14 protein-coding genes are annotated in these 13,510 nt (G+C 74.8%); 7 read left to right on the top strand and 7 right to left on the bottom strand.

The features are described from left to right. Positions 1 to 128 precede the first annotated feature (128 nt). Positions 129 to 362, top strand: coding sequence for a hypothetical protein (locus tag ACSMX9_RS06205; RefSeq protein WP_445400607.1), 234 nt, complete (start codon positions 129 to 131; stop codon positions 360 to 362). Between the two features lie 21 nt (positions 363 to 383). On the opposite strand, the gene ACSMX9_RS06200 is transcribed toward ACSMX9_RS06205, so the two are convergent. After that, positions 384 to 1,643 (bottom strand): MFS transporter, encoded by a 1,260-nt coding sequence (locus ACSMX9_RS06200; RefSeq protein WP_445402908.1) that lies wholly within the window; start codon positions 1,641 to 1,643, stop codon positions 384 to 386. A 324-nt stretch (positions 1,644 to 1,967) separates the two neighbouring features. On the opposite strand from ACSMX9_RS06200, the gene ACSMX9_RS06195 reads away from it, so the two are divergent. From ACSMX9_RS06195 to ACSMX9_RS06185, 3 genes are all read left to right on the top strand, one after another. Next, positions 1,968 to 2,435, top strand: coding sequence for a TM2 domain-containing protein (locus ACSMX9_RS06195; protein WP_445400605.1), 468 nt, complete (start codon positions 1,968 to 1,970; stop codon positions 2,433 to 2,435). After that, the gene (locus ACSMX9_RS06190) at positions 2,404 to 2,841 is read left to right on the top strand and encodes a DUF2752 domain-containing protein (RefSeq protein ID WP_445400603.1); all 438 of its coding nucleotides are present in this window, start codon (positions 2,404 to 2,406) and stop codon (positions 2,839 to 2,841) included. The genes ACSMX9_RS06195 and ACSMX9_RS06190 overlap by 32 nt, the downstream gene beginning before the upstream one ends. Positions 2,842 to 3,095: 254 nt before the next feature. Then, the gene (locus ACSMX9_RS06185; RefSeq protein ID WP_351249240.1) at positions 3,096 to 3,359 is read left to right on the top strand and encodes a TM2 domain-containing protein; all 264 of its coding nucleotides are present in this window, start codon (positions 3,096 to 3,098) and stop codon (positions 3,357 to 3,359) included. Between the two features lie 389 nt (positions 3,360 to 3,748). Here the strand turns inward: ACSMX9_RS06185 and ACSMX9_RS06180 are convergent, their stop codons facing one another. Then, positions 3,749 to 4,369 carry a hypothetical protein gene (locus ACSMX9_RS06180; RefSeq protein WP_445400601.1) on the bottom strand — a complete coding sequence of 207 codons (621 nt, stop codon included), beginning with the start codon at positions 4,367 to 4,369 and terminating at the stop codon, positions 3,749 to 3,751. A 139-nt stretch (positions 4,370 to 4,508) separates the two neighbouring features. Here ACSMX9_RS06180 and npdG point away from each other — a divergent pair, with 139 nt between their 5' ends. Both npdG and ACSMX9_RS06170 read left to right on the top strand, forming a co-directional pair. Beyond that, positions 4,509 to 5,249: an NADPH-dependent F420 reductase gene (npdG, locus tag ACSMX9_RS06175; RefSeq protein WP_445400599.1), complete on the top strand. Its 741-nt coding sequence runs from the start codon at positions 4,509 to 4,511 to the stop codon at positions 5,247 to 5,249. A gap of 117 nt (positions 5,250 to 5,366) precedes the next feature. Next, on the top strand, positions 5,367 to 5,552 hold the full coding sequence (locus tag ACSMX9_RS06170; protein WP_351249234.1) for a hypothetical protein: 186 nt from the start codon (positions 5,367 to 5,369) through the stop codon (positions 5,550 to 5,552). Positions 5,553 to 5,573: 21 nt separating this feature from the next. On the opposite strand, the gene ACSMX9_RS06165 is transcribed toward ACSMX9_RS06170, so the two are convergent. Then, complete coding sequence (locus tag ACSMX9_RS06165; protein WP_445400597.1) at positions 5,574 to 6,371, bottom strand: site-2 protease family protein; 798 nt, start codon at positions 6,369 to 6,371, stop codon at positions 5,574 to 5,576. Positions 6,372 to 6,517: 146 nt separating this feature from the next. Here ACSMX9_RS06165 and ACSMX9_RS06160 point away from each other — a divergent pair, with 146 nt between their 5' ends. Next, positions 6,518 to 9,859 carry an AfsR/SARP family transcriptional regulator gene (locus ACSMX9_RS06160; RefSeq protein WP_445400595.1) on the top strand — a complete coding sequence of 1,114 codons (3,342 nt, stop codon included), beginning with the start codon at positions 6,518 to 6,520 and terminating at the stop codon, positions 9,857 to 9,859. Between the two features lie 16 nt (positions 9,860 to 9,875). Here the strand turns inward: ACSMX9_RS06160 and ACSMX9_RS06155 are convergent, their stop codons facing one another. The 4 genes from ACSMX9_RS06155 to panB form a co-directional block, all read right to left on the bottom strand. Further along, entirely contained in the window at positions 9,876 to 10,715 is an 840-nt protein-coding gene (locus tag ACSMX9_RS06155; RefSeq protein WP_351249228.1) for an ABC transporter permease, read from the bottom strand. Next, on the bottom strand, positions 10,712 to 11,707 hold the full coding sequence (locus tag ACSMX9_RS06150; RefSeq protein ID WP_445400593.1) for an ATP-binding cassette domain-containing protein: 996 nt from the start codon (positions 11,705 to 11,707) through the stop codon (positions 10,712 to 10,714). The genes ACSMX9_RS06155 and ACSMX9_RS06150 overlap by 4 nt, the downstream gene beginning before the upstream one ends. 96 nt (positions 11,708 to 11,803) lie before the next feature. Further along, positions 11,804 to 12,361 carry a hypothetical protein gene (locus ACSMX9_RS06145; protein ID WP_445400591.1) on the bottom strand — a complete coding sequence of 186 codons (558 nt, stop codon included), beginning with the start codon at positions 12,359 to 12,361 and terminating at the stop codon, positions 11,804 to 11,806. 255 nt (positions 12,362 to 12,616) lie between these two features. After that, a complete protein-coding gene (panB, locus tag ACSMX9_RS06140) occupies positions 12,617 to 13,501 on the bottom strand; it encodes a 3-methyl-2-oxobutanoate hydroxymethyltransferase (RefSeq protein WP_445400589.1) in 885 nt (294 codons plus the stop codon). Between the last annotated feature and the right edge of the window lie 9 nt (positions 13,502 to 13,510).

The following is a 13,510-nucleotide window of genomic DNA, read 5'->3' as shown; positions in this document are numbered from 1 at the left end:
CGGCATGGGCGCCGTGGAGCGGGGGTACGGGGACCGGGCGGGCGGTCAGCACCACGTGCGCCGGGCGCGCGGCCCACGGGCGGGGCGCACGACGGGCGTGCGCGGCACGAGGAGCGGAGGATGGGCACATGGCGCTGTTCAGGAAGCGGGCGGTGGGCAAGCCGGGGGAGTGGTACTACTGCCTGGAGCACCACACGGTGGAGGAGGGGCCCGAGTGCCCCGCCAAGGAGCGGCTCGGCCCCTACGCCTCCCGCGAGGAGGCGCAGCGGGCGCTGGAGTCCGCGCAGGAACGCACCCGGGAGTGGGAGAACGATCCGCGCTGGCACGACACGGCCGCCCGGGGCGAGGACGGGGACGGCTGAGGGGCGGTCCCCGGGCCGTCGCTACTCCGCGGTGGTCTCGGCCCTGCGGCGCAGGGCGTCGGGGTCGGTCCGGGCGTCGTAGGCGAACAGCTTCGGCAGGGCCGCCGACAGCAGGGCCACCGAGGCCAGACAGGCCAGCCCCCCGGACCAGAACGCGGTCCGGGCACCCGTCCAGCTCGCCATGGCGCCCGCCCGGACCTGGCCGAGCTGCGGGCCCACGCTGTACGAGAGCACCTCGATGCCGGCGAGCCGGCCGCGCAGCCGGTCGGGGATCGTCTGGTTCCAGATGGTGCCCCGGCCCAGTCCGCTGATCAGGTCGCCGGCGCCGGCGACGGCCAGGCACAGCAGGACGGGCCACACCGTTTCGAACCAGCCGGCCGCGGCGATGCCCGCACCCCAGAGGGTGGCGCCCCCGATCACCAGCAGCCCGTGCCGGCGGGAGCGGGACAGCCAGCCGCTGGTGAGGCTGACGGCCAGCGAGCCGACCGCCCCCGCCGCGTACATCAGCCCGAGCGCCCACTCGGCGTCCAGGTCGTCGGCGAGGAAGGGGTAGATGGCGTTGGGGAAGGCGAAGAGCATCGCCGCCAGGTCGATGGCGTACGTGCCCACCAGGACGGGGCGCGACCAGGCGTAGCGCGCGCCCTCCGCGAGCCCGCGCAGGGAGGGCTTCTCCGCGCCGGCGGACGGTGGTGCGGGCGCCAGCCGTCGGCACATCAGCACCGACAGGACGAACGTGGCGAGGGTGGTCCCGTAGGCGGCGGCGCTGCCGGCGAAGGCCACCACGAGGCCGGCCAGGGTCGGCCCGGCGATCTCCCCGGTCTGCCAGCGGAGCGAGTTCAGCGCGCCCGCGGCGGCCAACTGCTCGTGCGGGACGATCCGTGCGATCAGCGCGTCCAGGGCGGGTCGTTGGAGGCCGGCGAGCGCGGCGACCCCGGCCGCGACCAGGTACAGCGGCCACAGCAGGGGCTCCGGCAGCAGCGCGTTCACCAGTAGGACCAGCGCGAGGCAGCCCAGTCCCGCCTCGGTCGCGATGATCATCTTGCGCCGGTCCACCGCATCGGCCAGGGCGCCCCCGTAGAGCCCGAACACGATCAGCGGGACCAATTCGACCGCACCCATCGCGCCCACCGCGAGCGGCGAACCGGTCAGGTCCTTGATCTGGAGGGGCAGCGCCACGAGGGCCATCGCCGCACCGCAGTAGGTGATGAGGCCCTGGGTCCACAGCAGTCGGAAGTCCGGGACGGAGCGCCAGGGCGTGAGGTCCGGCAGCAGGGACCGCAGTCGGCCCCCGGCCGTGGGGCCGGGGTGTTCCGGTTCCGGCGCGGCGGGCGGCGGCTCATCGGGCCGGAGCGGATCGGCGGTCACGCATCCGCATCCTGCGGGCCCCGCCGGCCGGTGCGCAAACGGTTTTCCGCCCCGGCCGGCGGCGCCGGTGCGCACGCTCCCGGTACCGGCCCCGGCGGCCGTCCGAGCGCTCCCCTCCCGGTCCGGACCCGGAGCCCGCCGCCCCGGGGATTTTCCCGGGGCGGCTCCGTCCTGCAAGATGACCCGAGATTTCCGTCCCCGTCATCTGATGTGACAAGTGCGCACCAGGAAGCAGGAACCTTGAGCGAGCAGCCTCCCCAGCCCCCGTCCGGCGGCCCCGGCCCCGGTTACCCGGGCAAGGACCCGGCCGGCCAGCCGAACCCGTACGGTGCGCCCGGCCCCAACGCCTACCCCCCGCAGCCGGGTTACGGCTACCCGCAGCAGGGCCCGCCGCCCGGGCCCGGCTACGGCTACGCGCCGCCCGGATACGTCCCCCCGGGCACCTACACCGGCGACCCCAACGCCCCGTACGGCTACGACGCGTTGGGCCGTCCCTACTCCGACAAGTCGAAGATCGTCGCGGGCATCCTCTCGCTGTTCCTGGGCACGTTGGGCGTCGGCCGCTTCTACCTGGGGCACGTCGGCCTGGGGCTCGCCCAGCTCTTCACCTGCGGCGGCTTCGGCATCTGGGCGCTGGTCGACGGCATCGTCATCCTCACCGGCGACAGCACGACCGATGCGAACGGTCGTCCGCTGCGCGGTGGCTGAGGCTCCGGTGGCGCGGTCCGTGGCGCGGTTCCTGCGGCACCCGGCGACGGCACCGGTAGCGGTGTTCGTCGCCGGGGTCGCCGGTGCGTCCTACCTGTACGGCACCAATCCCCACGAGGCCGGCCAGTTCCTGCCGCGCTGTCCGTTCCGCCTGGTCACCGGGTTGCTCTGCCCCGCCTGCGGCGGCACGCGCATGGTGTACGACCTGATGCACGGCGAGTTCGCCGCGGCCTGGGCGGACAACCGGGTGCTGCTGCTGGCCGCCCCGTTCGCCCTGGCCCTGCTGGCCCGTTGGGCCCTGGAAGGGCTGCGCGGACGTCGTTGGCGCCCGCAACCCGGCCGCCGCACCCAGGCCGCGGTGCTGTCGGTCGCGGTGCTGTGGACCGTGGTGCGCAACCTCGTCTGACCCGCACGCCGGAACGGGTCGGGCGGGGGAGAACCGCCATGTTGGGGACGCTTTTCGGACGTTGTGGTTCCGTCCTGGTTTGATCACGGTACGGGCACGATCGTCCCTGCCCCCTCGCCCGGAGCGCGCTCGGCTTCCTACGCTGCCAGGTCGCAGGGGGGCGACGCGCAGAGTGTTCTTTGTCGGGTTCTCCTCTTGCGTGCGTACCGGAACAAACCGCTCCGGTACTCGTCCGCTCACCCATGGAGAACCTCATGGCCGTCCCCACGCCCGAAGCCCCCTACGGTTACGACCCGACGGGCCGCCCCTACTCCGACAAGTCGAAGATCGTCGCCGGTGTCCTCCAGCTGTTCCTCGGCGGCCTGGGCATCGGCCGCTTCTACGTCGGCTCGGTCGGCGTCGGCGTCGCCCAGCTCCTCACCTGCGGCGGCCTCGGCATATGGGCGCTGATCGACGGAATCCTCTTCCTCACCAGCAACGACCGCACCGACAAGCACGGTCGCGTGCTGCGCGGCTGAGCCGTCACCACCCAGGGCCGCCACCGGCGGCCGGTTCCCGGAGCCGTCCGGGAACGACCCGTCACGGCCCCGCTGCCCGGCCGCTCCCCGGCAGCGCGAGCCCGTGACGCAGGGCGCGACGCCCGATCCACCGCGGACGGATCCGTCCGCACGGGAGACGTCCGACCACGGCACCCCAGCGGTCCGCGGCCGTCGACGTCACCCGCCCCGGGGGGACATCGGGGAACAGGAACGGTCGGGGGACTCGACGACACCGGCGACGCGCCCGTCGCCACACCGCACCGGACGACTCCGGTACGGCCCCACCGCCGGTGACGGCCGGCGGACACCGGGGGCGGCTCACGGGATTCAGGCCCGGAGGCCGCCCCCTCCGTGCGCCCCGGCCCCGCTCACCAGTGCGCCGGGGGCGGCACGGTGAAGTGCTCCGTCAGCCGCGCCAAGCGCTCGCGCAACCGCCGCGGAGAACGCTCCAGCGGCGGGCCGGCCTCCCCGGCCGCGGCGCTCACCAGGTGCTGGACGACGTCCAAGGAGGGGGCGGAGTCCCTCGGCACCGCCAGCGCCTCGTGCGCCAATGCCCCCAACTCGCCCCCGCTCCCGTCCTCCTCCGCCGAGAGGGCGAGGACCGTCGCCCCCGCCCGACGCGCCCCGTGCACCCGCTCCAGCAACCGTTCGTCCGGCACGTGAGGGGCCACCACCAACAGTGTCCCGTCCCGCCGCACCGCGTCGAGCCGCTCCAGCCCCACCGACAGGTGCGGCGCCCCCGAACCGGCGGGCGGCACCCGGTGGCGCACCAGGGTGGGCGCCAGCTCCGGGGTCCCCGACCACGCGGCCTCGTCCACCAGGTGCGCCGCCAGGTGCCAGGGCTCGTACTCCGCCGTCCCCACCAACAACAGCCCGCCGCCCCGCGGCACCACCCGGGACCGCAAGGTCCCCGCGAAGTGATGGGTCGCGTCCAGGAGGGAGGTCCCGGCGAGCACGTCCCGCAGCAGTGCGACTCGTACGGCGTCCATGGCCCGGCATCCTGCCCCACCCCGGCCGGACCCGCCCGGGAGACGGCCGGACTGCCCGTACCGGACATGCGTTCGCCCGGCGCGCGGGCGCGAGGCCCGGCGCGCCGAGCGGCCGTGCGCCCCGCATAGGCTCGGGCGCATGACTCCTTCCGACAGCGCACAGCCCTCCTCCGCCCCCGCTCCGTCCGGGCACGCCCCCGCGAAGGCCGCCGCCGACCCCCGCGAGCTGCCCGATGTGTCCGGGCTGGTCGTCGGGGTCCTCGGCGGCACCGGTGACCAGGGCCGCGGCCTCGCCTACCGACTGGCCCGCGCCGGCCAGAAGGTGGTCATCGGCTCCCGGGCCGCCGAGCGGGCCGAGGCCGCCGCCGGGGAACTGGGCCTCGGCATCGAGGGCGCCGACAACGCGGGATGCGCCCGACGCAGCGACATCGTGATCGTGGCCGTCCCCTGGGACGGGCACGCGGCGACCCTGACCGCCCTGCGCGAGGAACTCCGGGACAAGATCGTCGTCGACTGCGTCAACCCGCTCGGCTTCGACAAGAAGGGCGCCTACGCGCTGAAGCCCGAGGAGGGCAGCGCCGCCGAACAGGCCGCCGCCCTGCTCCCCGACTCCCGGGTCACCGCCGCCTTCCACCACCTCTCCGCGGTCCTGCTCCAGGACGCCTCCCTCGCCGAGATCGACACCGACGTCATGGTGCTCGGCGAGTCCCGCGCCGACACCGACGTCGTCCAGGCGCTCGCCGGCCGCATCCCCGGGATGCGCGGCGTCTTCGCCGGCCGGCTCCGGGGCGCCCACCAGGTGGAGTCGCTGGTCGCCAATCTGATCTCCGTCAACCGCCGTTACAAGGCGCACGCCGGACTGCGGATCACCGACGTCTGACCGGGGCGCCGGGAACGGGCCGACGCACCGCCCGGCGTGCGGGGGGCGTGCGGTCCGCTCCGGACGGGATGGGGGACACTGGGCGGACGCAGTGTCCCCCGACAGGAGCCGACCCCCATGCCCCGCCTCGCCCTCTTCGCCCTCGTGCTCTGCCTGCTCACCGTCACCGCGGCCGTGGTGTCCTTCGTCAACGGCCACTGGATCGGTGTGGTCTGGGTGCTGATGGCCGGCCTGTCGTCCAACATGACCTGGTACTACGTACGGCGCGAGAAGCTGCGCGCCCGCGCCGCCTCCGGCAGCTGACCCGGCGGCCCGGGAGCGCGCTCAGCGCACCTCGCACAGGGGATTGGCCTCCCGCCAGAACCGGAACAGGTCGTAGCCGCAGTACGTCTCCAGGTCCCCCACGCCCAGCGCCCGCAACAGGGCGTCCACCAGGTCGAAGAAGACCCCGTTCACCTCGGGGATCCACAGCAGCGCGAACACGAACAGCAGCCCGAACGGGGCGAACGGCTCCACCTGCCGACGCACCTTGTGCGACAGCCACGGCTCGACCACCCCGTACCCGTCGAGCCCCGGCACCGGCAGGAAGTTCAGGATCGCCGCCGTGACCTGGAGCAGCGCCAGGAACCCCAGGGCGTACCGGAACGTCGACGGCACCCCGTCCAAGGCGTCCAACCAGAACGGCGCCGTGCACACCAGCGCGAACAGGACGTTCGTCAGCGGGCCCGCCGCCGAGATCAGGCTGTGCTTCCAGCGACCCCGGATGCGGTGCCGCTCGATGAACACCGCCCCGCCCGGCAGACCGATCCCGCCCAGGATCACGAAAAGCACCGGCAGCACCACACTCAGCAGCGCGTGCGTGTACTTCAGCGGGTTCAGCGTCAGATAGCCCTTGGCCCCGATGGTGATGTCCCCGCCGTGCAGGGCGGTGCGGGCGTGCGCGTACTCGTGCAGGCACAGCGACACCAGCCACGCCCCGGTCACGAACAGGAACACCGCGAGCCCCGGCACCTCGGCGAAGTCCGTCCAGGTCGCCCACCCCGCGACCGCGGTCACGGCGACGATGCCCAGGAACACGGGGCTGATCCTCCGGTCCCCGCGGGGGACGGTGGCGGTGGTCATCGGGACTCCGTAGGTCGTCGTTGGCCGGCCCGGACGGGCGCGGGCGGCGCTCCGCGGGCCGACCGTACCGGCCCGCGGGGGGAACGTCCCGCGACCGGGCGGGGTTCCCCGGACGCTCCGCCGCACGCCCGGGGGACAATGGCCCCGTGCGGTACCAGATCCTCGGCCCGACCCGAGCCCTGCGCCCCGACGGAACCGTGCTCCCCGTCGGGGGCGCGCGGCTGCGCGCGCTGCTGACCGCGCTCGCCCTGCGGGCGGACCGCACCGTCCCGGTGTCCGTCCTGGTCGACGACGTCTGGGGCACCGACACCCCCGCCGACGCGACCGCGGCCCTCCAGGCCCTCGTGGGGCGGCTGCGCCGCACCCTCGGCCCCGAGGCCGTGGTCCTGGCGGAGGGCGGCTACCGGCTCGCGGTGGACCCCGACCGGGTCGACCTGCACCGCTTCGAACGGCTCGCCGCCCTCGGCGCCCGCACCCTCGCCGCCGCCGACCCCGCCCGGGCGGCCACCGTCCTGGACGAGGCCCTCGCCCTGCGCGGCGAACCCGCCCTCGCCGACCTGCCCGACCGCGCCGCCGAGGCCGCCCGCCACCACGCCCTGCACCTCGCCGCGCGCCGCGACCGGCTCACCGCCGCGCTCGCCCTCGGTGAGGCCCGCGAAGCCCTGCCCGAACTCACCGCCCTGTGCGCCGAGCACCCCCTGGACGAACCCCTCCAGGCCCTGCGCATCCGCGCGCTGCGGCAGAGCGGGCGGGCCGCCGAAGCCCTCGCCGCCTACGACACCGTCCGCCTCGCCCTCGCCGACCGGCTCGGCACCGACCCCGGCCCGGAGCTCCGCGCCCTGCACGCCGAACTCCTCGCCGCCCCCGCCCCGGCCGCCGTCGTCCCCGCGCCGGCCGTCGTCCCCGCGCCGGCCGTCGTCCCCGCGCCGGCCGTCGTCCCCGCCCCGGCCGCCGGCCCCGCGCCGGCCGCCGGCCCGGCGCACCCGGGCAACCTCCCGGCCCGGCTCACCTCCTTCGTCGGCCGTGACGCCGACCTGGACGCCGTCCGCGCCGACCTCGGCCGGACCCGGCTGGTCACCCTGCTCGGCCCCGGCGGCGCGGGCAAGACCCGGCTCTCCCTGGAGGTCGCCGACCGGGTCGCCGCCGACCACCCGGACGGCGTCTGGTTCGCCGAACTCGCGCCCGTGGAGTCCCCCGAGGACGTGCCCGAGGCGGTGCTCACCGCGCTCGGCGCCCGCGAGACCGTGCTGCGGGGCAGCGGCGCCGAGGAACTGCGGGCCGTCGCCGAGGTGCACGCCAAGGCCCCGCTCACCCGGCTCGCCGAGTACTGCGCCCACCGCCGGATGCTGCTGGTCCTCGACAACTGCGAACACGTCGTCACCGCCGCCGCCCGGCTCGCCGAACACCTCGTCGCCCACTGCCCGGGCGTGACCGTCCTCGCCACCAGCCGCGAGCCGCTCGCCGTGCCCGGCGAGTCCCTGCACCCGGTGGGCCCCCTCCCGGACCGCTTCGCCTTGCGGCTCTTCGCCGACCGGGGCGCCGCCGCCCGCCCCGGGTTCCGGGCCGGGGACGACCCGGAGGCCGCTGCCGAGATCTGCCAGCGGCTCGACGGGCTCCCGCTCGCCATCGAACTGGCCGCCGCCCGGCTGCGGATGCTCACCGCCCGGCAGATCGCCGACCGGCTGGACGACCGCTTCCGGCTGCTCACCGGCGGCGCCCGCACCGCCCTGCCGCGCCAACAGACGCTGCGCGCGGTCGTCGACTGGTCCTGGGAACTCCTCGACGAGGACGAACGCACCGTGCTGCGCCGGCTCTCCGTCTTCGCCGGCGGCTGCGACCTGGCCGCCACCGAGGAGGTGTGCGGGCCCGCCGCCCTGGACGCCCTCGGCGCGCTGGTCGACAAGTCCCTCGTCGTCGCCGCGCCCGGACCGGACGGCCCGATGCGCTACCGGCTGCTGGAGACCGTCGCCGAGTACGCCGCCGAACGCCTCGACGAGGCCGGCGACCGGGCCGCCGCCGAACGCGCCCACCTGGTCCACTACCGCGAACTCGCCCGCACCACCGACCCGCTGCTGCGCGGCGCCGGGCAGCTCGCGGCGATCCGCCGGCTCACCACCGAGTACGAGAACCTGCGCACCGCACTGCGGCACGCGGTGGCCGTCCGGGACGAGCAGGAGGCCCTGTGCCTGGTGCTGTCCCTGTCGTGGTTCTGGCAGCTCCGTGCCCTGCGCACCGACGCCCGCACCTGGTCCCAGGAGGTCGGGGCGATGGGGCCGGACCCCTTCGCCCCGCCGGTGGTCCCGGCGCTGCCGCTGTCGGAGTCACCGATCGGCGCGCCGCCTCCGATGGCCCGGGAGGTGCTGGCCGAGGCCCGGCGCGGGGTGCACCTGGTCCACTTCTCCTGCCTGGACACGGAGTTGGACCGGTGGCAGACGCCCCAGGGACAGGCCCGCATCCGCGGCATCGCGGAGGCGTACCGGCCCGGTCTGCCGCAGGTCTGCCGCAACCCGGGGCACCTGTGGTTCTTCGCGGTGATCCTCACCCAGGATCCGGCCGCCCTGCGCACCGCCGCCGACGCGGCCGTGGTGACCTGCCGGGAGCTGGGCATGGGCTGGGAGCTGGGCCAGGTACTCCAGGCCCGGTCGGTCGTCACGGCCAGCCGACCCGAGTGGCAGGGGGACGCCGCCCGGGACGCCGACGAGGCCCTGACGATCTTCCGGGAGCTGGGGGACGGCTGGGGTGCGGCGGAGGCGCTCTCCGCCCGCGGCGAACTGTACGAGCGCAAGGGCGACTTCGCGGGGGCCGCCGCCGACTACGAGGAGGCCATCGCGTACTCCCTCGGGCTCGGTGCGCACCGACAGGTGGCCGTCCTGCGGGCGCGGCTCGCGGGCGTCTGGATCGAGAGCGAGGAGCGGGCCGCCGAGGGAGAGGCGTGCCTGCGCACGATCATCGACGAGCTCCCCGACCACGGGACGGAGGCGATGCCGGCCGCCCGGCTCTTCCTCGCGATGCACCTGGGCCGCACCGGTCGCCGCCGGGAGGCCCGCGAACAGGTCGAAACGCTGCGGACCTCGTTCGCCGCGGCGGGTTTCGTCGTCTTCGACAGCCTCCTCAGCGGTGTCGAGGGGTGGCTCGACACCCTGGACGGACGGTACGCGTCCGGTGCCGAGAGGTTGCGGCACGCCCTGGACGCCTCCCGCGACCCGCTGTGCCAGATGGTCGCCCCGCAACTGGTGGGGACGCACCTGCTGACCGCGGCCCACAACCTCGCCGAACGGGACGGCGGCGCCCGGACGCGGGACGCGGTGCGGCTGTTCGGCGCGCACCGGGCGCTGCTCCCGCCGGGTCTCCACCCCAAGCTGGCCGAGCGGGATTCCCGGACCGTCGTCGAGGCCGCCGGGGTCCGGGTCCTGGGCCCCGAGGCGTACCGGGCGGCGCTGGTCGACGGCGGCTCCCTGGACCTGGACGGGGCCTTGGCCCTGCTGTGAGCGGGGCCCGACGGGCCTACTTCCCGGGCCGGAACTTCCGCAAGGACACCGGGGCCATGATGAGGGTGATGGCCGCCGACCAGACCAGTACCACCACCAGGTGGTGGGTGAGCGGGCCGCCGTTCATCAGCGCGCGGGCCGAGTCCGCCAGCGCCGACAGCGGGTTGTAGTCGGCGAACGACTGGAGCCAGCCGGGCATGGTGGAGGTGGGGACGAAGATGGACGAGCCGAACTGGAGCGGGATCATCACGAGCATCCCCATCTGCTGGACGGACTGGGCGTTGGGCAGGGTGACGCCCAGGGCGAGGAAGACCCACATCAGGGACGACCCGAAGACGGCGGCCAGGCCGACGGCCGCGAAGAGGCCGGGCACGTTGTCCACCGAGAGCCCGAGCGCGAAGCCCACGCAGAGCAGGATCGCCACCGCGACCAGCATCCGGCCGAGTTCCACGACGATCTTGGCGATCAGCACCGAGGAGCGGGCGATCGGCAGGGTGCGGAAGCGGTCCATCACCCCGGAGTGGATGTCCTCGCTGAACCCGGTGCCCACGCCCATGGCGACGCTCAGGCCCATCATCGCCATCAGGCCGGGGATCACGTAGTCGACGTAGGTGTCCCGGTCCCCGGCGATGGCGCCGCCGAAGACGAAGACGAAGAGCAGGGCGAAGATGATCGGCATCAGCACGGCGTCGAGGATCGACTCCGGGTTCTGCCGGATCCACAGGAGGTTGCGCCGGATGAGGGCGCTGATGTGCCGCAGGTGCGCGCGCGGCCCGATCCGGCTGTCGTCCTTGAGGGCGGCCGGCGGGGCCGGGGGAGCGGCGGACGGTGTGTCGGGCAGGGTCGAGGTGCTCATGCGGCGGCCTCCGCAGCGGTGTCGGGGGACGGGTCGGACGTGGGGCGGTGGCCGGTGAGGGCGAGGAACACCTCGTCCAGGCTGGGGAGTTCGGTGGAGATCCCGGCGAGGGTGACCCCCTGGGTGGCCAGCGCGTCGACGATGGCGGTGAGTTGCTCGTCGCTGAGGATCGGCACCAGGACGGTGCCGGTGTCGGGGTCCGCGGTGGCCCGGCCCGGCCCGGTCAGTCCGGTGGTGTCCAGGGCGGCAGCGACCTCGGACAACCGGCCGGGGTCGGCGGGGCGCACCCGCAGCGTCCGGCCGCCGACCTTGGCCTTGAGGGCGTGGACCTCGCCGCGTGCGATGACCCGTCCGTGGTCGATGACCGTCAGTTCGTCGGCGAGCTGCTCCGCCTCCTCCATGTACTGGGTGGTGAGCAGCACGGTGACGCCGTCGTCGACCATGGCCTTCACCTCGTTCCACACCTCGTTGCGGGTGTGCGGGTCGAGGCCGGTGGTCGGCTCGTCCAGGTAGAGCACCTCGGGGCGGCCGATCATGGAGGCGGCGAGGTCGAGCCGGCGGCGCATGCCGCCCGAGTAGGTGCGGGAGGGCCGGTCGGCGGCCTCGGTGAGGGAGAAGCGCTCCAACAGCTCGTCGGCGCGGGCCCGGGCGGCCTTGCGGGAGAGGTCGAGGAGCCGTCCGATGAGGACGAGGTTCTCGCGGCCGGAGAGCTTCTCGTCGACGGCGGCGTACTGGCCGGTGAGCCCGATGCGGCGGCGCAGGGAGTAGGGCTGGCGGACCACGTCCAGCCCCGCGACCCGCGCGGTGCCCGCGTCGGGGACGATCAGGGTGGACAGGCACCGCACGAGGGTGGTCTTCCCGGCGCCGTTGGGGCCGAGCACCCCCATCACGGTGCCCTCCCGGACGTCGAGGTCCACTCCGTCCAGGGCCTTCACCGACCCGTAGTGCTTGACCAGCCCCCGCACGGAGACCGCTGTGTTGATGTGCGTCATGGGAGCGACGCTGTCATCGCCCGCCGACAGTCCGCCGACAGTCCGGACGCGGACCCGGGTCCCTGCCGACAGGTCGCCGACGGGACGCGCGCGGGATCAGGTGACGACGTGCACCGGGGTGCCCTCGGGGGCGAAGGCCCACAGGGCGGCGCCGTCCGCGACACCCTGGCGCACCGCGCCGGTCTGCACCCCGAGGTCGACCTTGGGGCGGGCGCCGTCCACGGCGTTGGAGAAGGCGATGGTCGCCCCCGAAGCGCGGGCGAAGTAGATGACGTTGGCGACGCTGACCCCGTCGGTGCCGGTGCCGGTGGCCATCCGGGAGAACACCTTGTACGAGCCCTCCGCGGGGTGCACGGAGCCGGGCCACACCTCGAAGGTGCGCACCGCCTTCTCCGCGCCGTCGACCAGCCACACCCGCCGCAGCTCCAGCGAGTACACCACCCGACGTCCCTGCCCCGACTCCTCGGGGACCGGGTGGGCCGCGGCCGGCGGCTCCTTCTTCTCCCCGGGGCTCGGCTTCACCGTCGTGCCCGTGGCGGCGGGCTTTCCCTCGGGGAGGGGCTCGGCACGGACGGCCAGCCCGACCACGACCACCAGGGCCGCGCTGAGCAGTCCGGTGACCCAGGCCCACGAGGGCAGTCGACGCGAAGACACCAGGGAATCCTCCTCATACCGCACGGGGCCGGCCAGCGGTCGGGGCGTCCCGGGTGGCGGGAAGCCGCCGTTTCGAGCTGGCAGTAGGAGGATCGTACCGTCACCGCGCGTGGTGCCGAGCAGCCGCCCGGTGGCCGGCGGCGGTCCGCCGGATCGGCGACGGCCCGTCGACGGGGGACGGTCGACGGGCCGTCGTGGTGCCGCGGCGGTCGCGGGCGGCCCGGGCGGCGCGCCCGGGCCGTCGTGCCGGATGGATCAGTGGACGGAGTGCTCCTCCGCCGGGAAGGCCCCGCCGACGACCTCGTCCGCGAAGGAACGGGCGGCGTCCCCGATGACGGAGCGCAACTGGGCGTACTGCTTGACGAACCGGGGCAGGCGCCCGCCGGTCAGCCCGAGCATGTCCGTGGCCACCAGCACCTGGGCGTCGGTGGCGGCGCCGGCGCCTATGCCCACCGTGGGGATGTGCAGGGTGCGGGTCACCTCGGCGGCGAGTTCGGCGGGGACCAGCTCCAGGACCACGGCGAAGGCGCCCGCGTCCTGAACGGCCTTGGCGTCCCGCAGGAGTTGCTGGGCCGCCTCCTCGCCGCGGCCCTGCACCCGGTAGCCCATGGTGTTGACGGACTGCGGGGTCAACCCGACGTGCGCCATCACGGGGATGCCGGACTCCACGATCAACTCGATCTGCCGGTGCGAGCGCTCGCCGCCCTCCAGCTTCACCGCGCCCACGCCCGCGTCCTTGACCAGTCGCATCGCGTTGCGCAGCGCCTGGGTGGGGCCCTCCTGGTACGAGCCGAAGGGCAGGTCCGCCACGATCAGGGCCCGCCGGGTGCCGCGGACCACGGCGGCGGACAGCATGGTCATCTCGTCCATGGTGACGGGCACGGTGGTCTCGTACCCGAGGTGGACGTTGCCCATGGAGTCGCCCACCAGCAGCACCGGGATGCCGTTCTCGTCGAAGACGGAGGCGGTCAGCGCGTCGTAGGCGGTGAGCATGGGCCACTTCTCGCCGCGTTCCTTGGCGAGGGCGATGTCCCGGACGGTGATGCGGCGCGTCCCCTTGCCCCCGTACAGCGTCCTGCCGTCCCCGTCGGGGGGTACGGGGGGCTGGTCTGGGGTGCGGGCAGCCGAGAGCTGCGTCATCGCAACGGC

The organism is Streptomyces sp. LE64, from assembly GCF_052606915.1.
Note: the sequence above shows the minus strand (reverse complement) of the source record. Positions and strands in the feature narration are given on the sequence as shown.

What these genes read in the sequence shown, in the direction of transcription:
- ACSMX9_RS06205 (WP_445400607.1), top strand. Translation starts at nt 129, where the DNA reads ATGGCGCTGTTCAGGAAGCGGGCGGTGGGCAAGCCGGGGGAGTGGTAC.
- ACSMX9_RS06190 (WP_445400603.1), top strand. Translation starts at nt 2,404, where the DNA reads ATGCGAACGGTCGTCCGCTGCGCGGTGGCTGAGGCTCCGGTGGCGCGG.
- ACSMX9_RS06185 (WP_351249240.1), top strand. Translation starts at nt 3,096, where the DNA reads ATGGCCGTCCCCACGCCCGAAGCCCCCTACGGTTACGACCCGACGGGC.
- ACSMX9_RS06180 (WP_445400601.1), bottom strand. Translation starts at nt 4,369, where the DNA reads ATGGACGCCGTACGAGTCGCACTGCTGCGGGACGTGCTCGCCGGGACC.
- npdG (WP_445400599.1), top strand. Translation starts at nt 4,509, where the DNA reads ATGACTCCTTCCGACAGCGCACAGCCCTCCTCCGCCCCCGCTCCGTCC.
- ACSMX9_RS06170 (WP_351249234.1), top strand. Translation starts at nt 5,367, where the DNA reads ATGCCCCGCCTCGCCCTCTTCGCCCTCGTGCTCTGCCTGCTCACCGTC.
- ACSMX9_RS06165 (WP_445400597.1), bottom strand. Translation starts at nt 6,371, where the DNA reads ATGACCACCGCCACCGTCCCCCGCGGGGACCGGAGGATCAGCCCCGTG.
- ACSMX9_RS06155 (WP_351249228.1), bottom strand. Translation starts at nt 10,715, where the DNA reads ATGAGCACCTCGACCCTGCCCGACACACCGTCCGCCGCTCCCCCGGCC.
- ACSMX9_RS06150 (WP_445400593.1), bottom strand. Translation starts at nt 11,707, where the DNA reads ATGACGCACATCAACACAGCGGTCTCCGTGCGGGGGCTGGTCAAGCAC.
- panB (WP_445400589.1), bottom strand. Translation starts at nt 13,501, where the DNA reads ATGACGCAGCTCTCGGCTGCCCGCACCCCAGACCAGCCCCCCGTACCC.